This is a genomic window from Gordonia sp. DT219 (assembly GCF_049847065.1).
GTDB lineage: Bacteria > Actinomycetota > Actinomycetes > Mycobacteriales > Mycobacteriaceae > Gordonia.
In genome coordinates, this window is record NZ_JBNCNR010000003.1 from 85,972 (window position 1) to 104,413 (window position 18,442).

15 protein-coding genes are annotated in these 18,442 nt (G+C 66.7%); 3 read left to right on the plus strand and 12 right to left on the minus strand.

The window, feature by feature from the left end; genetic code table 11:
* Positions 1-3: 3 nt before the first annotated feature.
* From ACPXB3_RS06120 to ACPXB3_RS06135, 4 genes are all read right to left on the minus strand, one after another.
* The gene (locus ACPXB3_RS06120; RefSeq protein WP_425727037.1) at positions 4-1,242 is read right to left on the minus strand and encodes a cupin domain-containing protein; all 1,239 of its coding nucleotides are present in this window, start codon (positions 1,240-1,242) and stop codon (positions 4-6) included.
* 10 nt (positions 1,243-1,252) lie between these two features.
* On the minus strand, positions 1,253-1,507 hold the full coding sequence (locus tag ACPXB3_RS06125; RefSeq protein WP_425705711.1) for a BatC protein: 255 nt from the start codon (positions 1,505-1,507) through the stop codon (positions 1,253-1,255).
* A 150-nt stretch (positions 1,508-1,657) separates the two neighbouring features.
* Complete coding sequence (locus tag ACPXB3_RS06130; RefSeq protein WP_425727039.1) at positions 1,658-2,467, minus strand: hypothetical protein; 810 nt, start codon at positions 2,465-2,467, stop codon at positions 1,658-1,660.
* A gap of 91 nt (positions 2,468-2,558) precedes the next feature.
* On the minus strand, positions 2,559-3,263 hold the full coding sequence (locus ACPXB3_RS06135) for a ferritin-like domain-containing protein (protein ID WP_425727041.1): 705 nt from the start codon (positions 3,261-3,263) through the stop codon (positions 2,559-2,561).
* Positions 3,264-3,332: 69 nt separating this feature from the next.
* Between ACPXB3_RS06135 and ACPXB3_RS06140 the strand changes: the two genes are divergently transcribed.
* Both ACPXB3_RS06140 and ACPXB3_RS06145 read left to right on the plus strand, forming a co-directional pair.
* Complete coding sequence (locus ACPXB3_RS06140; protein ID WP_425705714.1) at positions 3,333-3,965, plus strand: DUF2461 domain-containing protein; 633 nt, start codon at positions 3,333-3,335, stop codon at positions 3,963-3,965.
* Positions 3,966-4,091: 126 nt separating this feature from the next.
* Entirely contained in the window at positions 4,092-5,486 is a 1,395-nt protein-coding gene (locus ACPXB3_RS06145) for a DUF1731 domain-containing protein (RefSeq protein ID WP_425727043.1), read from the plus strand.
* Between the two features lie 14 nt (positions 5,487-5,500).
* Here ACPXB3_RS06145 and ACPXB3_RS06150 read toward each other — a convergent pair whose 3' ends face one another.
* From ACPXB3_RS06150 to ACPXB3_RS06165, 4 genes are read right to left on the minus strand one after another with little or no spacing between them, the layout of a single operon-like run.
* On the minus strand, positions 5,501-5,896 hold the full coding sequence (locus ACPXB3_RS06150) for a YchJ family protein (RefSeq protein ID WP_425727045.1): 396 nt from the start codon (positions 5,894-5,896) through the stop codon (positions 5,501-5,503).
* A 27-nt stretch (positions 5,897-5,923) separates the two neighbouring features.
* Positions 5,924-6,373: a flavodoxin family protein gene (locus ACPXB3_RS06155; protein WP_425705717.1), complete on the minus strand. Its 450-nt coding sequence runs from the start codon at positions 6,371-6,373 to the stop codon at positions 5,924-5,926.
* Between the two features lie 16 nt (positions 6,374-6,389).
* Positions 6,390-7,307, minus strand: a complete 918-nt coding sequence (gene sigJ / locus ACPXB3_RS06160) for an RNA polymerase sigma factor SigJ (RefSeq protein WP_425727046.1) — start codon at positions 7,305-7,307, stop codon at positions 6,390-6,392.
* A complete protein-coding gene (locus ACPXB3_RS06165) occupies positions 7,304-8,491 on the minus strand; it encodes an NAD(P)/FAD-dependent oxidoreductase (protein ID WP_425705719.1) in 1,188 nt (395 codons plus the stop codon). The genes sigJ and ACPXB3_RS06165 overlap by 4 nt, the downstream gene beginning before the upstream one ends.
* Before the next feature lie 135 nt (positions 8,492-8,626).
* On the opposite strand from ACPXB3_RS06165, the gene ACPXB3_RS06170 reads away from it, so the two are divergent.
* On the plus strand, positions 8,627-9,346 hold the full coding sequence (locus ACPXB3_RS06170) for a DUF998 domain-containing protein (protein WP_425705720.1): 720 nt from the start codon (positions 8,627-8,629) through the stop codon (positions 9,344-9,346).
* Here the strand turns inward: ACPXB3_RS06170 and ACPXB3_RS06175 are convergent.
* The 4 genes from ACPXB3_RS06175 to gltB all read right to left on the minus strand — a co-directional run bounded on the left by ACPXB3_RS06175 (position 9,343) and on the right by gltB (position 18,284).
* On the minus strand, positions 9,343-10,221 hold the full coding sequence (locus tag ACPXB3_RS06175; RefSeq protein ID WP_425705721.1) for an acyl-CoA thioesterase: 879 nt from the start codon (positions 10,219-10,221) through the stop codon (positions 9,343-9,345). The genes ACPXB3_RS06170 and ACPXB3_RS06175 overlap by 4 nt on opposite strands.
* 360 nt (positions 10,222-10,581) lie before the next feature.
* Positions 10,582-12,015 carry a pyruvate kinase gene (pyk, locus tag ACPXB3_RS06180; RefSeq protein WP_425705722.1) on the minus strand — a complete coding sequence of 478 codons (1,434 nt, stop codon included), beginning with the start codon at positions 12,013-12,015 and terminating at the stop codon, positions 10,582-10,584.
* Between the two features lie 199 nt (positions 12,016-12,214).
* Positions 12,215-13,720 carry a glutamate synthase subunit beta gene (locus tag ACPXB3_RS06185; protein ID WP_425705723.1) on the minus strand — a complete coding sequence of 502 codons (1,506 nt, stop codon included), beginning with the start codon at positions 13,718-13,720 and terminating at the stop codon, positions 12,215-12,217.
* Complete coding sequence (gene gltB / locus ACPXB3_RS06190; protein WP_425727048.1) at positions 13,713-18,284, minus strand: glutamate synthase large subunit; 4,572 nt, start codon at positions 18,282-18,284, stop codon at positions 13,713-13,715. Before gltB ends, ACPXB3_RS06185 begins: the two co-directional genes overlap by 8 nt.
* Positions 18,285-18,442: the final 158 nt, after the last annotated feature.

Below are 18,442 nucleotides of genomic sequence, written 5' to 3' on the forward strand. Positions count from 1 at the left end.
CCTCTACGCTGCCCCGGGCGTCTGCGGCGGCAGCGATTCGGCCGGCACGACGACCGCCTCGCGCAGCAGTCGACGGATCAGCACGGCCCCATCGGCCGCATCGAGGCCCGGAAGGCGATCGGCCCCGACCACCGAGCCCCCATGCACCGCGCGGACGGCATCCGCGCAGAAGCCCGGGAAGCCGATCGTGCGATCGGCAAACCGCAATTCGACGCGGCCACCGGATTCGGCCACCGACGCCACCAGTCCGCGGCGCCACCGGACGGGCACGAGCGCATCACCTGCCGAGATCGCCGCCAGGGTTGCCAACGGCCGCACCGGAATCGGACGGGTCCGGTCGGCGTATCCACGGGCCAATGCATCGGCCGCCGCACACTCCAGGTCGGATGACCGCTCACCGATCACCTCCATCGCCGTCGACATCACCTTGCCGACGAGTGCGGAGATGTCGGCACGGTCGGTGAGGTCGATGCCCATCGGCAGTGACTCGCGTAGTCCGGGTATGTCGGCGAGTTGCTCGACGAGTGCGCCGACGATGTCGAATGCGGTGAGCGGCGCGATACCGATCGTGAGATGGATGGAGGTGGTGCCGAGTGCACGAGCCGAATGTACCCATCCGCGAGGCAGATACAGGGCGTCACCGGGGTGCAGCACGGTGTCGATGACCGGCTCGTCAGCGGCCCGGGCGGTAATGGCGTCGCGATGTGCGGTCCATGGTTGGGAACCAAGCGGGTGCACATGTACCGGCTCGTGAATCGTCCAGTGCTTCGCCCCGGATACCTGCAGAACGAACACGTCGTGCACGTCGTAGTGCAGATCGAATCCGCGGTTGCTCGGCGGGGTGACGTAGGCGTTGGCCTGAACGGGATGACCCAGATCGTCGACGAGTCCGCGCACGAGGTCGATCACCGGAGGCCACAACCGGTGCAGTCCCTGCAGAACGATCGTCGCCCCGGCGGCGAACTGTCCCAACACTTTTGCCGAATCGACCTGATCGGGCATCTCGGCCCCGAACCCGGCGGGCCCGACGTAGCAGTCCCGCGTGAGCAGGCTGCCGTCGCGGGCCATGCGGATGAACGGCGCGCGCACGCCACGTTCGGCGATGAGTTCGTCGACCGTCGCAGGCGAGAGCAGGTCGTCGAAGCCACGTGGCAATGCCTCGGCACGGCTCAGCAGCGGCGATCGATCCCAATGTTCGCGGGCGAAGACATCGGGGTCGATCGCGATGCAACGTCTCAACATCGATTGTGGCTCAGGCGGTTCCGTCGGCACCACCGTCGTGGCCGCCCGGATTCGAGCCGCCGTCGGCCGGTCCCTCACCCGCATCGGCGGTGCCATCGGCACCACCGTCATGACCGCTGGGATTGGAACCGCCGTCGGCCGGTCCCTCACCTGCACCGGCGGTGCCATCGGCACCACCGTCGTGGCCGCCCGGATTCGAGCCGCCGTCGGCTGGTCCTTCACCGCCGGGGCCGGAGGTCGTGATGTCGTCGTCGTCGAGTGCCATAGGTGATCCTTCCACGCGAGGGCCTGCCCGGGTGGCGAGCCCTTCTCCTCCACTATGGGCGCAACGACCGGTGAATGTGTGCGCTCTACCGTATCGATGGCGCGGCTGATTCCGGGCGGGTGCACTCTACCTGCGTCGATACGGTTTTGTTCAGCCGCGTTCGCGGTCCGACAAATACTCGCGGAGCGCGACGGAGTGTCGTTCTATCCAGGCGATCGCGTACCGATTGGCCCACACCCAGCACAGCGCGCTGAGTGCCGCTGTGACCACCAGGCACACCGCGCTCGCGGCCGTGGGCAAACGCTGCGTGCGATCGATGCCGTCGACGAGCCACCACAGAGCCAACGGAACCGCCATGATTGCGCACGCGACCGCCGGGTACACCAGATACGGCGCGATGGTCAGAATCGACCAGCGGAGGACCACGGGCCCGAATCGTCGCCGTTGGCGCCACCGCCAGAGGAGCGGCTGCTGGTGGTAGGGGAAGAACACTCCGACCAGCCCGGTGACCGCCAGTGCACCGATCGGTACCACCGCCACCGCGATCACCACCAAAGCGGTGTATTGCCAATCCTGTTCGGCGACGCCGCACGCGATGGCGACCACCATGCACAACGGAGCGACCAGCATCCACAGGACCGCCTCCTTGGCCCGAAGAACCGTTCGGAGCGAGGCCGGATCACCGATCAATTCGAGGACGCGATCGGGGTCGGCGGCCAGGATGTTGCTGGCGGTGACGTCGGAATACATCCATCCGGCGAGTGCCAGCGCGTAGCCGGACGGCCCGGTGAACGTGAAGAACCAGCTGCGCGGCAGCAGGAACCAGATGACGGTCATCATCACACCGTTGAGGGCGACGACGGCCACCGTATCGCCAGGATGGGTTCGGATACGGGTGAACTCCGCCCGCACCGCCGCACCGAAGGGCAGGCCGGGATCGTCGGCGACATGATCGATCATGGGTACTCCGCGGTCTCGCGCCCGCAGTGGCAGTCCGCGCGGGCATACCCAGGTTACGGCGCCGGAGCGCTCGGCGCCGGGATGTCGGAACCTATTGCCGATCGCCGAACACGGCTCCGATCACATCCCCGAACAACGGCCAGGTGTCGGAGATGAACTGACGCCGACCAACGCCGAGCTCGGCGAGCGCACTCCCGTGGTCGAAGGCGACAACGACGGTCACCCCGAAAGCGGTGAGACGCCAACCATTCTCGACAATAAACCGCACCGCACGTGGAAAGTCGGCAAATCCGACGCGGAGTCGGTGGCACTGGAATGGCACATGCCGTTGCTCGTCATCGAGGATGCGCCTCGCCACGTCGACAAGCAGCGGATCATGCCCACCGTCGGCGAGTGCACGGTAGTACCGCAGAGCAATCACCTCGGCGACCGCCAGGATCATCAGTTCCAACCGCAGTCCCAGCAACCGACGTAGCCGGACGAACACCACATCTGTCCAGTCTGCATGTACGGTGGCCCATCCCGCCGCGCGCAGCAGGCGGCCCAGCATTCGCGCATGATTCTGTTCCTCCGCGACGAACAGCCGCACCGCCGCCGCGTACGCGTGGTCCCCCGTGGCGACGGCCTCGGCAATCAGGTGGGCACCGTCGCCGCTCTCCCCGACCTGGAACTTCTGCACGCTGCGTGCCACCGCCGGCGTGAGCACACTGCCCCGCTCCCACTCGGGATCGGCGATTTGCCCTCGGCGCCGTGCAGCGCTTTCGAAGTCGGCACGCCAGATGTCCGATTCGCCCATACCGTGAGTGTAGGTACCCGTCGACGATGTGGCCGGCGTATCCCGCGGCCCGCCCCCTACACTGGCGCCATGGGTTTCCAAGGCTTCACCGAGGCCGCACTCGACTTCTACGACGACCTCGAGATGGACAACTCCAAGGCATTCTGGGAGGCGCATCGGCAGGACTACCGCGATGCGGTGGCCGCTCCGATGCAGGCCTTGACCGACGAACTCGCCGCGGACTTCGGTGAGGCCAAACTGTTCCGCCCCTACCGCGACGTGCGTTTCTCAAAAGACAAGTCGCCCTACAAGACCCATCAGGGCGCCTATATCGCGGTCGCGTCCGCGACCGGCTATTACGTGCAGATCGGCGCACCCGGAGTCCGGGTCGGTGGTGGCATCTACGACACCACGACCGACCGGCTCTCGGCCATCCGCGCGGCAATCGTCGACGACCGAAGTGGCACCGACCTCGAACGGATCGTCGGCGAATTGTCCGATGACGGTTGGGAAATCGGCGGTGACAAACTCAAGACCGCACCTCGAGGATTCGACAAGGCGCATCCGCGCATCGAGTTACTGCGTCACAAGATGATCGTCGCCTCGCGCGACTACGGATTCGACCCGGTGATCCACAGCCCCGAGCTCGTCGCCCGGGTACGTACCGATTGGCGCACTGTCGTTCCCTTGATCGACTGGATTCTGCGACATGCGAATGCCTGATGCCGACCGACCACGCTGGATGACCACCGGCAATCGACGAGGGCCGAGGGCGCTGCGCGCCGATGCCGGGCCGGATGTGATCATTGTGATAGCGGGATTGCCGGTCGATCGGCTTACGGTGAGTTCATGCCCAGCACGCGGTCGTACAGCCAATTCATCGCCCTTGCGCCCGATAAGCTCTGGGTCGTCCTTGGCGATCCACGACTACTCCCCCAGTGGCACAGCGGATTCCGTACCGTGACTCTCGACGCACCGACCGCTGACAGCGCAGCCGTCGGCCAACACGGCTCTTTCGACCCGTCACGACCCTTCCTGGCCGCCGGCCACCGACGACTCGCTCCACCATTCACGATCACCGAGGTGACACCCGGCAGACATCTGCAGCTGACCCAGCCCGAGCCCGTCGGGAGCGCGGTCATCGACTTCGTTCTCGAACCCACTGACGGCGGCTGCTTCGTGCGCGAGACCGTCACTGCCACTGCGGGTTCGAATTGCGTCGCACGGACCGTTCTCTCAGTGGTGCCCCACCTCACCGACCGCGCCGACTTTGCCCGGCTGGCCCGGCTCGCGGGTCTGCAGCCCGGCTCCGAGGCGCTGACCGTGGTCCTGGCCGGGGGCAGCGGTGCGCTCGGGCGCCACCTGGGCGCCGACCTCGCGTGTCGCGGACAGCACCCCGTGGTCCTCACCCGCCGCACCGACCGGTCCTCACCCTTCGAGCAGCTCGAGTGGGATGCGCACACCGTCGGACCGTGGGCGGATCGGATCGTGGATCCGGGGCGCGTCGCGGTGGTGAATCTGGCCGGCAAACTGGTCGATTGCCGACCGACCCCGCGCAACGTGGCCGCGCTGCGCGAGTCCCGAACGCAGGCGACCCGCGCGCTGGTCGCGGCGGCCGCCACGCGATCGACACCGGTCGCACACTGGCTGCAGGCGAGCACCACCGCCATCTGGAGCGATGCGGGCGAAACCTGGTGCACTGAAACAACTCCGGTCCCCGACGACGGGTTGCCACAGATGACGGGGGTGGCCCGTCCGTGGGAAGAATCGGTCAGCGGCGCCCACACCGATCACCTGGTCATCCTCCGCACATCCATCGTCTTGGACGGGCAGGCACCCGCGATGCGGCGGCTCACCGACCTGGCGCGGCTGGGGCTGGGCGGAAGCGTCGGCTCGGGTCGCCAGTGGTTCAGCTGGATTCACGTCGACGACTGGCTGGCGGTTGCCCGCGGAGCGCTGGGACTCGATGGCGCGGTCACCCTGCCGTCTGGGGTGCTCGTCGGGGCGAGTCCTCATCCGGTACGCAACCGCGAACTCATGGCCTCACTGCGGCGTGCGGTCCATCGCCCGGCCGCACCACCTACTCCTGCGGTGTTGTTGAAGATCGGTGCGGTCGCACTGCGCACCGACCCCGCACTGGGACTCACCGGGCGCCGCGCTCGTTCGCAGGTACTCGACGATGGGGGTTTCCGGTTCCGATTTCCGACGCTGGACTCGGCGCTCGCCGATCTACTACCCAGCTGAGTCGCGACGATCGGTCACGCAACGTCACCGTCGACGTAGTACCAGTTGCCGCGCTCCCGGCGGAATCGGCTGTGCTCGGACATACTTCGGCGCGCGGCCGCGGCGCGGTAGTGGGCGACGAAGGTCACCTCGCCGACGTCGTCGAACGGCCCGCCGGCGACTGTGTCGGTGACATCGAGCCGGTACCAGTCGATCTCGTCATCGAGCTCGAGGATGGCCGGCTGCGTGCCCGGATGCCATGTGGCCAACAGATGGTCGCGGTCCCCGACGGCGAAGGCGGTGAACCGCGAGCGCATCAAAGCCGGTGCCGTCGGTGCCCGACGGTCGCGGCTCAGTATCGGTCCGCAGCACTCGCCGAATGTCATTCCCGAAGTACACGGACACCGGTCCTCGGAGCGCACGTCTCGCATGGCGGCCAGCGTAACCGGCCGCACGTTCTACACCGGTGACAGATCGGCGGCGAACTGTCGTGCGCGCTCAAGATCACGGTCGTCGGGCCGTCCTCTGCGCAGTCCACCGGCCAGACCGAACGGCGGGGACGTGTCCCACCCTCGACACCCGAATGTGCCGACGACACTCCGGCCGTGACGCTCGATGCGTCGTGTGAGTGGTCCCGTGATCGGACGAAAACCGCTGGTGTAGAACACGAATGCGCAGGCACCCGCATTTCCGGGCGGAACTGCGTCGATGAAGTCCCGCAATCGGGAATCGAATCTCTGGTTGTAGATGCCCGATCCGAAACCGATCAGGTCGACCTCGGCGAGCCGACCCGCATCGACCTCGCCGGGATCGACGACCTCCGCGCCCAGCACCGAGGCCATGGCCTCGGCCACGCACCGAGTGTTGCCGTGCGAGCGGGAAACACAGACGAGCAATGTATCGGTCATGGTGATGACTCCTTTTCTAACCCCGTGCGATGCTGCGTGCGCCGTCCAACGCAGACATCTTCGCCGGGTTGCGCATCGCGTAAACATGGTGGATGGCGCCGTCGTGGACGTCGAGCCAGAAGATCGCGCCCGGATCGTCGGTCATCGCGACGGTGAAGCCTGGCAGGCCGTTGACGACGATCTCACCGACCCGCAGCCGGCGCTTGTCACCGAGTCGCACCAGACCGAGCACAACCCGGGCCACCGCGTCGGCACCATGAATCGGCCGGCGCGCCGCCGAGGCCTTGCCGTCGCTGTCGGCGATGTAGACCACCTCGGGTGCCAGGACCGCGAGCAGAGCGTTGACGTCACCGGTGGCGGCCGCGGACAGGAATGCCTGGGTTGCCTGTTCGGTTTCGGTCACGTCGGTATGGTGCCGGGGGCGCCGCGACTGGACGTGTGCTCGTGCCCGATGGGAGATCTGGCGCACGGCCGCAACGGATTTCTCTGTCATGTCGGCAATCTCGCCGTGGGCGAATCCGAATACTTCGCGCAGCAGGAACACCGTACGCTCGTCGGGACCGAGCGATTGCAGCACGACCATCATCGCCGTCGACACCGACTCGGCGAGCACAAGGTCGTCGGACGGGTCGCGCTCGTCGATGACGATCGGTTCGGGCAGCCAGGGACCGACATAGTCCTCACGTCGACGTTGTCCGGCTCGGGCCGCGTTGAGTGCCTGCCGGGTCGTGACCTTGGCCAGATATGCACGCGGATCGTCGACTCCGGCAAGGTCGACGTTCGACCAACGGACGTAGCTGTCCTGCAGCACGTCGTCGGCTTCGGTTGCCGAACCGAGGATCTCGTACGCGATGGTGAACAACAGTGGCCGGTATTCGACGAATGCGCGTAGGTGCGGGTTCTCGGTGTCGTCGTGGTCGGTGCGGTGGGTCATCGACGTGCCTGCCCCGGCGCCGCAACGACGGCCACCGCGGGGCTCGGCTGCAGCGCCGCGTCCGGATATACCCCGGGATGCCGCGCCTCGAGGCGCAATCCCCAGATCGTTGCCCGGCAGACCGTCTCCTTCACCATCGCCGCGACCGGACCGCCGATGAATGCGCGGGTAGGCGAATCGTCGGCGTGGGTCAATTGGACTGTGGCAGACCGTCTCCCGAGACTGATGCACTGCCCCACGAATCTCGGCATGGTGGCGACGGGTGCTTCGCCGGCGGCGAGCGCACACACCGTCCGGGCGGCCTGAACTCCGAGTGGCGTGGCCGACTGGCAGCTCATCCGGAGAACCATCCCGACCGGCGCCACCGCATCGCCCGCCCCGACGATCCGGCGATCGTCTGCACTGACCAGGGCTGCATCGGTGCGTAGCCGGCCAGTCGAGTCGCATGCCAGGCCGCTTCGCACCGCGAGGTCGGGTACCCCGAAGCCGGTGGCGACGACGGTCAGATCGGTGGGCAGTTCCCGCTGCTCACCATCGGAGGAGACGAGTGCCAGCGAGGTCGCACCGATACGTCGCGCGCATGTGTGTTCATGGACGGTGACACCGAGGCGGTGCAGTGTGCGCCGCGTGTGAGTCCGGCCCCGCTCGGAGATGCTCGGCGTGATCTCGCCGTCGGTGATGAGCGCGACGCGGTGCCCTCTCCCGGCCAGTTCGGCTGCGGTTTCCACACCGGTGAGGCCGCCACCGATGACCGTCACCACCATCGATTCCCGGCTGCGGGCGAGCCGGTCACGGAGCCGGGTGGCCGACTCCCACTCCGCGATCGAGTAGGCGTGTGCGTCGGCCCCGTCGATGCGCGTACCGCCCGTGCTCCCCACGGCATAGATCAGCCAGTCATATGAGAGCGACCGGCCGGAGTCCAGGTGCACGCGCCGTGCCGGGGCGTCGATGCGGTCGACCGTGTCGACGAGCCGGCGGACACCGGGCGCGAGCACCGTCGAGTAGTCGCGCCGGGCAGCGCCGGTGTCGCAGGCCCACTGATGTAATCGGATGCGTTCGACGAAGTGATCGCGTGCGTTGATCATCACCACACCGAGTGATTCGTCCGCGGAAAGCCGGTTCGCCGCCATCGTTCCGGCATATCCGCCACCGACGATCACGACCGTCTGCCGTTGCACGTTCATCAGTCTGCTCCTTTTGTCCCGATACCGATCCGACATTCCTGAGACACCGCTCGCGCGGCGAATGTGACATCGCCTGCAGAGCACAGTGAACAGGGCGTGGTAATCGGCTGAACGTCGATAACCTAATCTGGCCTGGTGCCTTTCGACCGTCTCACCGTGTGGTCGGGACCGACGACATCAAGGGCTCGTCTGATCGTCGTCGGCATCCTGATCGCGGCGGCCGGGATCTGCTATTCGTCGTGGGTGCTGGCGTTCTTCTGGCCCTCGCCGCTGGATCCGTTGCGCAGCTTCATGAGCGAGCTCGATGCCGCGCACCGGCCACACCGCGACGTCTACGTCGCCGGTGACGTGACGACGGCGGTGTGCGCAATGCTGGCGGGCGTGGTGATGTTTTTTCCGCGGCCGGCCGTGGCCGGCGCGTATGCGCGGGCCGCGGCGATCGCCTTGGCGGTGTTCGGTGTCGCCACCATCACCGACGCGTTGTCTCCGATCGAGTGCATTCCGCACGTGGATCCGGATTGTCCGTCCGAGCCGAGCGGGCTGCTGCCCCAGTTGCACCACATCCACGCGTTGACCAGTTCGGTGGCGGTGTTTGCGATCTTCGCGGCGATGATCCTGGGTGTGGTGGCGGCGTGGCGCACACGGGTCTGGCCGTTGCTTCGACTGTTCGGGCTGGCGATCCTGGTGGTCATCTCGGTCGCGACGGTGTGGATGTTGGCTGCCGACGGTATATCCGGGGATTGGCTTCTCGGTTTGGCACAACGGATTCAGATCGGCGGGATGTCGCTGTTCTTGGTGGTCTGGGGTGTGTCGGTGGCCCGTCAGCGCAGGCCCGCGGACTCGACGCCCGGCTAGCGCTTCGGCGGGAAGTACTTGATGAGTGCCTCTTGCACCACGGAGGTGGCGAGGGTGCCATCGCGCATCCAGAACCGCCCGGATCCCATGCCGCGCGATCCGGTCGCGACGGGCGAGCGGGTGGCGTAGAGCATCCATTCGTCGAAGCGGAATTCGCGGTGGAACCAGATGGAGTGGTTGACGGTCGCAGCGAAGAGTCGGTCGATACCCCAGGACAGGCCGTGGGTGGTGATGATCGAGTCGAGCACGGTGGTGTCCGAGGCGTAGCACATGGCGGCGACGTGCATGATCGGGTCGTCGGGCAGCTCGCCGTCGGCCTTCATCCAGACCCGGTTGTCGCGCAGTGTGCCGCCGGCTTCGCGCATCTTCCATGACGGGTCGTTGGCGAAGCGGATGTCGATGGGATGCAACGCGTCGACGAAGGTGGCGATGCGGTCTTCGAATCCCTTGAAGTGCTCACCGAGTGGGGGCAGTTCCTCCGGGTAGGGTACCTGCGGTATCTCGACGGCGTGCTCGAGCCCGGCGGTGTTGTCCTGGAAGGCCACCAGCATGGTGAAGATCTCTTCGCCCTTCTGCTTGGCGGTGACCTGCCGGTTCGCGAAGGACTTGCCGTCGCGGAACCGGTCGACGTGGTACTCCATCGGCTCGCTGACGTCGCCGCCGCGGATGAAGTGCGCGTGCAACGCATGGACCGGTGGCCGGCCGCGGGTCAGGGTGCGCGCCGCGGCTACGACACCCTGCCCGAGTAGCTGACCACCGAAGGTGCGGGCCGTCTTCTGCTCTGGGTGCTGGCCGATGAATACGTCGTCGTCGCGCCGTTCGACGTCGAGCAGTTCCAAAAGCTTGCCGAGGTCCCCGCTGGCGTCCACAGTCATGGCGACAACCCTAGGGCGTCAGCTGTGTGAGGCTGACGACACCCCGGGCGAGCGAGGAGCGCAGCGACAATGCGGCTCCACCCTGCCCCCGGCGAGCGCGCCCCGCCTGCACGACGAAGAGCGAGGAGCGCAGCGACGATGCGATAGAGGAGGAAGGCGGGGTGCCAAGAGCTCGCCGGGGACGCGCGGACGAAGTACGCGCAGATAACACCGGCGAAAGCGACAACGCGACCCACACCCCGGCGAGCGCGCCCCGCCTGCACGACGAAGAGCGAGGAGGGCAGCGACGATGCGATAGAGGAGGAAGGCGGGGTGCCAAGAGCTCGCCGGGGACGCGCGGACGGAGTACGCGCAGAAGACTCAGTGGTCCTGCTCGCCGATGCGGTGGACGTGGATCATGTTGGTGGAGCCGACGGTGCCGGGGGGTGCGCCGGCGACGATGACCACGACGTCACCGTCTTTGAGGCGGCCGATGCGCAGTAGTTGGTGGTCGACTTGGTCGATCATGTGGTCGGTGGTGTCGACCTTGTCGACGATGAAGGTTTCGGTGCCCCAGCTGAGCGCGAGTTGGCTGCGTACTGCCTGGGTGGGTGTGAATGCCAGTAGTGGCAGCCGTGAGTGCAGCCGGGCGAGTCGGCGCACGGTGTCGCCGGACTGGGTGAATGCGACCATCGCCTTCACTTCGAGGCGTTCGCCGATGTCGCGTGCGGCGTAGGAGATGATGCCGCGTTTGGTGCGGGGCACGTGTGACAGCGGCGGCACGTCGCGCGGTCCGTTTTCTACGGTCACGCAGATGCGGGTCATGGTGCGCACGGTCTCGATCGGCCATTTGCCCACTGATGTCTCACCGGACAGCATGACCGCATCGGCACCGTCGAGGACGGCGTTGGCGACGTCGGATGCCTCGGCGCGGGTGGGGCGGGAGTTCTCGATCATCGAATCGAGCATCTGGGTGGCAACGATGACGGGTTTGGCATTCTCGCGGGCCATCTGGATGGCCTTTTTCTGGACGAGCGGCACCTGCTCGAGCGGCAGTTCGACGCCGAGGTCGCCGCGGGCGACCATCACTCCGTCGAAGGCGAGGACGATGGCTTCGAGATTGTCGACGGCTTCGGGCTTTTCGAGTTTCGCGATGACCGGCACCCGGCGACCGACTCGATCCATCACTTCGTGGACGAGTTCGATGTCGGCGGGGCTGCGCACGAATGACAGGGCGACGAGGTCGACCCCGAGTTGCAATGCGAATTCCAGGTCGGCGATGTCTTTTTCGCTGAGGGCGGGAATCGAGGTCTTCACGCCCGGCAGGTTGAGGCCTTTGTTGTTGCTGACCGGCCCGCCTTCGGTGACGACGCACACGACGTCGTTGCCGTCGATGGCGGTCACCTTGAGGCCCACCTTGCCGTCGTCGACGAGGAGCCGGTCACCGGCTTCGGCGTCTTCGGCGAGTTGTTTGTAGGTGGTCGAGACCCGATCGTGGGTTCCGACGACGTCGTCGACGGTGATCCGAACCTCTTCACCGGTGGCCCACCGAACCTCGCCGTTGAGCGCTCCGTCGTCGGCGAACTTGCCGAGGCGAATCTTGGGGCCTTGCAGGTCGGCGAGGATGCCGACCGCCTTTTCGGCGGCGTCCCCGGCCCGGCGCACACGCCCGTAGACGGTGCGGTGGTCCTCGTGGGTGCCATGGCTGAAGTTCAATCGCGCCACATCCATGCCCGCTTCGACGAGCTCTTTGAGACGCTCCTCGGAGTTGGTTGCGGGACCCAGGGTGCAAACGATCTTGGTACGACGTGTCACGTTGTTCAGCCTAGTCGCGTTGGACCGGCATCTCTATCGGCACCCGCGAGTGGACATCATCCGGTCACCCGCTGTTCGTGCCTCTCCCCGAGGTCAAGGGTATGGCGGCGTTCGCCCGATGCGGCCGCGATTCGCAGCCGCATCGGGCGCGCCGCCGAGGAGGCCGAAACGGCTGTCAGGCGTGGCTGTGCGCCCCGTTTCAGTGCACCGACAGCGGCAGCGTCGCCGGGCGGACCGGGGACGGCAGGTCGGTGGCGCCCATCAGGTATTCGTCCACCGAGCTTGCCGCCGAACGTCCTTCGGCGATGGCCCAGACCACCAGAGAGGCGCCGCGGTGGGCGTCGCCGCACACGAATACCCCTTCGGCCGCGGTCTGCCAGTCGGTGCCACAGCTCAGCGACCCCCGCCCGTTCGGTTCGAGTTCCAGTCCATCGAGGAGTACTCCGCGTTCGACTCCTTCGAACCCGATGGCGAAAAGTGCTAGTTCACAGGGTATTTCGAATTCGTCGGACACCGGGGTGACGGCGCGGCGGCCGTCGGGTTCGCGCACCACGGCCACCTCGGCGAGGACCATGGTGGTCACGTTGCCGTCGGCGTCGCCGAGGAACCGTTGTACCGCCACCTCAAACTTCCGTTCGCCGCCCTCGGCGTGCGCGCTTGAGGTGCGCATGACCAACGGCCATGTCGGCCACGGGGACCGGCTCTCGTCCCGGTCGGTGGGCAACTCGGGGTTGTAGTCGAGTTGGACCACCGATGCGGCGCCTTGCCGGTGGGCAGTGCCCAGGCAGTCCGCCCCGGTGTCACCGCCACCGATGATGACCACGCGTTTGCCCTTGGCGGTGATCGGGGACGGTCCGTCGCCCTCGCATTCACGGTTGGCCGGAACGAGGTGTTCCATCGCCAGGTGGACGCCGTTGAGCTCGCGTCCGGGGACCGGGTTGTCGCGGGCGGCCATCGCGCCGATGGCGAGTACGACGGCGTCGTGGCGCTCGCGCAGGTCGGCGACGGACAGGTCGGTTCCGACATCGCACCTGGTGATGAATTCGGTTCCCTCCGCCCGCATCTGGGCGATCCGCCGGTCGATGTCAGATTTCTGCAGCTTGTATTCGGGGATGCCGTAGCGCAGCAGTCCGCCGAGCCGGTCGTCGCGTTCGTAGACGGTGACGTTGTGGCCGGCGCGCGTCAGTTGTTGCGCCGCGGCCAGCCCGCCCGGTCCGGATCCGACGACGGCCACCGACTTGCCCGTCTCGAGCGCCGGGGGCTCGGGGCCGATGATGCCCTCCGCCCACGACTCGTGGGCGATCGTCTTCTCGATGCGTTTGATCGTGACGCTGCCACCGGTGGCGCGCTCGGAGATCGACAACACGCACGCCGACTCGCACGGGGCCGGGCATATCGTCCCGGTGAACTCCGGAAAGTTGTTGGTGGCGTGCAGCCGTGCGCTGGCGGCGTCCCAACGGCCGCGGCGCACAAGGTCATTCCATTCCGGTATCAGGTTGCCCAGTGGGCAGCCCGCGCTGCCCGAGTGGCAGAACGGGATACCGCAGTCCATGCACCGTCGGGCCTGATCGCCGACTTCGGCCAGGACCTTGATCGGATTGTCGGCGTGTTCGTAGACATCGCCCCAGTCGCGGACGCGCTCGGCGACCGGCCGGTACCGTGCCTCCTTCTTCGAGACCTCCAGGAATCCGCGCGGATCAGCCACGTGCCGCCTCCATGATCGCTGAATCGACGTCGCGCCCTTCGGCTTCGGCCATCTGGGCCGCGTCGAGGACACGCTTGTAATCGGTCGGCATGATCTTGGTGAACGCCAGGCACCGGCGCGGCCAATCCGCCAGCATCGATGCCCCGACCGCCGACCCGGTCAGCTCGGTGTGCCTGACGATCTGGTCATGCAACCATCGCAGATCGTCGGGATCAGGCCGTAGCAGCTCGACCATCGCCATATTGACCTTTGCGGGATCGAGGTCATAGACGAAGGCCATGCCGCCGGACATCCCGGCCGCCATGTTGCGTCCGGTGGGACCCAGGATGACCACTCGCCCGCCGGTCATGTACTCGCAGGCATGGTCGCCGACTCCCTCGACCACGGCAGTGGCACCGGAATTGCGCACCGAGAATCGTTCGCCCACCCGGCCTCGTAGGTACACCGCACCGGAGGTGGCACCATAGAGGATGGTGTTGCCCGCGATGACCTGGTCCTCGGCGATGAACCACGCCTCCGGGTCCGGGGTGACGACGATCTTACCGCCGCACAAGCCCTTTCCGACGTAGTCGTTGGTGTCACCGCTGAGTTTGATCGTCACACCCGGTGGCAGGAAGGCGCCTAGCGACTGCCCGGCCGACCCGGTCAGCTCGACGGTGATGGTGTCCTCGGCGAGTCCGGCAGCACCGTATCGGCGGGTGACCTCGGCACCGAGCAGGGTGCCGACGGTGCGGTTGACGTTGCGGACCGGCAATTCCAGGGTGACCGGATGCGCGTCTTCGAGTGCTCCCTCGGCCAGTTGGATCAGGGTCTGGTCGAGCGCCTTGTCCAAGCCGTGGTCCTGGCCGCGGATTCGGCGGGTCGGACCCCTGCCGTCGATGCGCCGGAAGATCGGACTCAGATCCAGTCCCTTGCTCTTCCAGTGCGCCACCGCGGTATCGGTGCGCAGCCGCTGTGACTGACCGACCGCGTCGTCGATACTGCGATACCCCAACTGCGCCAGATACTTTCGTACATCCTCTGCGATGAAGCGGAAGAAGTTGACGACGTGCTCGGCCTGTCCGGTGAATCGGGCCCGCAACTGCGGATTCTGCGTTGCCACGCCGACGGGGCAGGTGTCGAGGTGACACACGCGCATCATGATGCAACCGGTCACGATCAGTGGCGCGGTGGAGAACCCGAACTCTTCGGCCCCGAGCAACGCCGCCATGATGACGTCGCGGCCGTTGCGCAGCGCCCCGTCGCACTGCACGGTGATGCGGTCGCGTAAACCGTTGAGCATCAAGGTTTGCTGCGCGTCGGCGAGTCCGATCTCCCAAGGGGTCCCGGCATGTTTGAGCGAGGTCAGCGGCGACGCACCGGTACCGCCGTCGTGTCCGGAGATGAGCACAACGTCAGCGTGCGCCTTGGACACCCCGGTGGCGACCGTGCCGACGCCGACCGCACTCACCAGTTTCACGTGGATACGGGCCTGTGAGTTCGCATTCTTGAGATCGTGGATCAGCTGCGCGAGATCCTCGATCGAATAGATGTCGTGGTGCGGCGGCGGGGAGATCAGCGCGACACCGGGCGTCGAGTGCCGGGTCTGGGCGATCCAGGGATACACCTTGTAGGCCGGGAGCTGGCCGCCCTCACCGGGTTTGGCGCCCTGCGCCATCTTGATCTGGATGTCGGTGGCGTTGATCAGGTAGTCACTGGTGACGCCGAATCGCCCGGACGCCACCTGTTTGACGGCGCTGCGTCGCTCCGGGTCATAGAGGCGGTCGGCGTCCTCGCCGCCCTCGCCGGAATTCGAGCGCGCACCGATCCGGTTCATCGCGATCGCGATCGTCTCGTGCGCCTCGGCGGAGATCGAGCCGTAGCTCATCGCCCCGGTGTTGAAGCGCTTCATGATCTCCTCGGCCGGCTCCACCTCCTCGAGCGGAATCGGCTCCCGTGAGGCGAGTTCGAGTTCGAAGAGCCCACGCAGCGTGCCACCCTCACGCGAGAGCCGGTCGACCTCGTCGGAGTATTTTTGGAACACGTCGTCGCGGCCGGTCTTGGTGGCGTGCTGCAACATGAAGATCGTCTCGGGGGTGAACACGTGCAGTTCGCCCTCGCGGCGGTACTGGTATTCGCCGCCGACCTCGAGTCGCCGGTAGACCTGCTCGGTCGGGTTCTCCGGAAACGCCCGAAGGTGGCGCATGCGCACCTCTTCGGCCAATTCGTCGAGCCCGATGCCCTCGATACGCGAGACCGTACGGGTGAAGTACTCCTTGACCACCGCCGCGGAGAGGCCGACCGCCTCGAAGGCCTGCGAAGCAGTGTAGGAACTGATGGTGGAGATGCCCATCTTGCTCATCACCTTGAGCACCCCCTTGCCCAGCGCCTCCACATAATTGCGGATCGCCTTTCTCGGCGCCACCCCGACGAGCTCACCCTCGGCGACGAGGTCCTCGATGGACTCCAGCGCCAGATATGGGTTCACCGCGGCTGCGCCGAAGCCGATGAGCAGTGCGATGTGGTGTACCTCGCGGGCATCACCGGATTCCACCACGAGCGCCACCTTGGTGCGTTCTTTGGTGCGGACCAGATGATGGTGGACCGCCGAGACGGCCAGCAGCGACGGGATCGGCGCATGATCGCGATCGGTGTGACGATCGGAGATGACCAGGGTGTGGTGTCCCTCGGCGATGGCGCGGCTTGCCCGCATCCGCAGATCCTCGAGCGCATCGGCCAGACCCTGGCCGCCGTCGGCGACCTCGTAGAGTCCGTGCAGCACCTTCGCCGACAAACCGGGGTTGTCCCCGTCGTCGTCGATGTGGACGAGCTTGGCGAGATCTTCGTTGTCGATGACCGGCCAGTGCAGCAGGATCTGCCTGCATGAGGCGGCGGTGGGCCTCAACAAGTTCTGTTCGGGTCCCATCACCCGGGCCATCGAGGTGACGATCTCCTCGCGGATGGCATCGAGGGGCGGGTTGGTGACCTGCGCGAACAATTCGACGAAGTAGTCGTAGAGCAGACGGGATCGTTTGGACAGCACCGCAACCGGGGTGTCGGTACCCATCGAGCCCAGCGGCTCGTATCCGGACGCAGCCATCGGGGTGAGCAGCACTCGCAGATCTTCCTCGGTGTAGCCGAAGGAGACCTGCCTGCGCACGACGGTGTCGTGGTTGGGCTTGTACACCGGGCGATCGGGCAGGGTCGCGATGTCCAGGAGGCCCGCGTGCAGCCACTCGTCATAGGGTTCGGCATCGATCAGCTCGCCCTTGACCTCGTCGTCGGGGACGATCCGGCCCGCGGCGGTGTCGACGAGAAACATCTTGCCCGGTTCGAGCCGGCCCTTGGAGACGACGTCGTCGACGGGTACATCGAGCACACCGGCCTCCGAGGCGAGGATCACCCGACCGTCGCGCGTCTGCCACCAACGGCCCGGCCGCAGGCCGTTGCGGTCCAGGAGTGCCCCGACAACCTGCCCGTCGGTGAACGTGACACACGCCGGGCCGTCCCATGCCTCCATGAGGGAACCGTTGAACTGTAGGAATGCCCGACGCTTCGGGTCCATCGACGGCACGTTCTCCCACGCCTCGGGGACCATCAGCATCACGGCGTGTGCGACGCTGCGACCGCCGAGATGCAGCAACTCGAGCACCTCGTCGAGCGAGGCGGAATCCGAGGCTTCGGGCGTGCAGATCGGAAATGCGCGCCGGAGGTCGCCGGGGATCAGGTCGGTGCCGAGGAGCGCCTCCCGCGCACGCATCCGGTTGCGGTTGCCGCGGACGGTGTTGATCTCGCCGTTGTGCGCGACGAAGCGGAACGGGTGTGCCAGCGGCCACGACGGGAACGTGTTGGTGGAGAACCGGGAGTGGACGATCGCGATGGCGCTGCGGCAACGGTCGTCGCGCAGATCCGGGTAGTACCGGGGCAGCTGCATCGTGGTGAGCATGCCCTTGTAGACCATGGTGCGGCTCGACAACGACGGGAAATACAGCCCGGTGCCCGCGGCCTCGATCTCCGATGTCACACGCTCGGCCTGCTTACGGAAGGGGTAGATCGCGCGATCGAGGTCGATGCCGCCGATACGCGCCGAGCCCGTAGGCGGGTCGACGGTCACGAAGAGCTGAGCCATATGCGGCATACAGCCGAGCGCGGTCTGCCCGACGTCGGCGCCGTGGGCGTCCACGGGCAGCTCTCGCCAGCCGAGGATCGTGATCCCTTCGGCGGCGGCCAGGTCGGCGACCCGGGTGAGCGCCGCGGCCCGGAGGCCGGGGTCGGTCGGCAGAAAGCAATTGCCCGCCGCGTAGGTGTTCGCACCGGACGCGGTGGCGGCCGGCAGCTCGAAATCGACGCTCGCGCGCAACAACTCGTCGGGGAGCTGGATGAGGATGCCTGCGCCGTCGCCGCTGTTGACCTCTGCACCGGCGGCGCCACGGTGTTCGAGGTTCTCCAGCGCCAACAGGCCGTCGGCGACGATCGAGTGCGACCGCCGACCATGAATGTTGGTGACCATCGCCACGCCACACGAATCGACCTCGGCCTCTGGGTCGTACAGTCCCTGCCTGGGCGGGAGCGCCGAAAACAACATCACTACCTCCACCGGATTCGCTACGAATCACTGCATGATGTCCTCAGGGACAGCGCTGGCCCGTGGAGCACTACGTGGGTCGCGCGCAGATAGAACTGCCGCGGACCGCGAAATCCCACTGTATCCGACGCGTCACCGTGGTGCCCGCGATGAATGCT

Coding starts and splice junctions, on each gene's coding strand:
- ACPXB3_RS06120 (WP_425727037.1), bottom strand. CDS start 1,242: ATGTTGAGACGTTGCATCGCGATCGACCCCGATGTCTTCGCCCGCGAA.
- ACPXB3_RS06125 (WP_425705711.1), bottom strand. CDS start 1,507: ATGGCACTCGACGACGACGACATCACGACCTCCGGCCCCGGCGGTGAA.
- ACPXB3_RS06130 (WP_425727039.1), bottom strand. CDS start 2,467: ATGATCGATCATGTCGCCGACGATCCCGGCCTGCCCTTCGGTGCGGCG.
- ACPXB3_RS06135 (WP_425727041.1), bottom strand. CDS start 3,263: ATGGGCGAATCGGACATCTGGCGTGCCGACTTCGAAAGCGCTGCACGG.
- ACPXB3_RS06140 (WP_425705714.1), top strand. CDS start 3,333: ATGGGTTTCCAAGGCTTCACCGAGGCCGCACTCGACTTCTACGACGAC.
- ACPXB3_RS06145 (WP_425727043.1), top strand. CDS start 4,092: ATGCCCAGCACGCGGTCGTACAGCCAATTCATCGCCCTTGCGCCCGAT.
- ACPXB3_RS06150 (WP_425727045.1), bottom strand. CDS start 5,896: ATGCGAGACGTGCGCTCCGAGGACCGGTGTCCGTGTACTTCGGGAATG.
- ACPXB3_RS06155 (WP_425705717.1), bottom strand. CDS start 6,373: ATGACCGATACATTGCTCGTCTGTGTTTCCCGCTCGCACGGCAACACT.
- sigJ (WP_425727046.1), bottom strand. CDS start 7,307: ATGACCCACCGCACCGACCACGACGACACCGAGAACCCGCACCTACGC.
- ACPXB3_RS06165 (WP_425705719.1), bottom strand. CDS start 8,491: ATGAACGTGCAACGGCAGACGGTCGTGATCGTCGGTGGCGGATATGCC.
- ACPXB3_RS06175 (WP_425705721.1), bottom strand. CDS start 10,221: ATGACTGTGGACGCCAGCGGGGACCTCGGCAAGCTTTTGGAACTGCTC.
- gltB (WP_425727048.1), bottom strand. CDS start 18,284: ATGTTGTTTTCGGCGCTCCCGCCCAGGCAGGGACTGTACGACCCAGAG.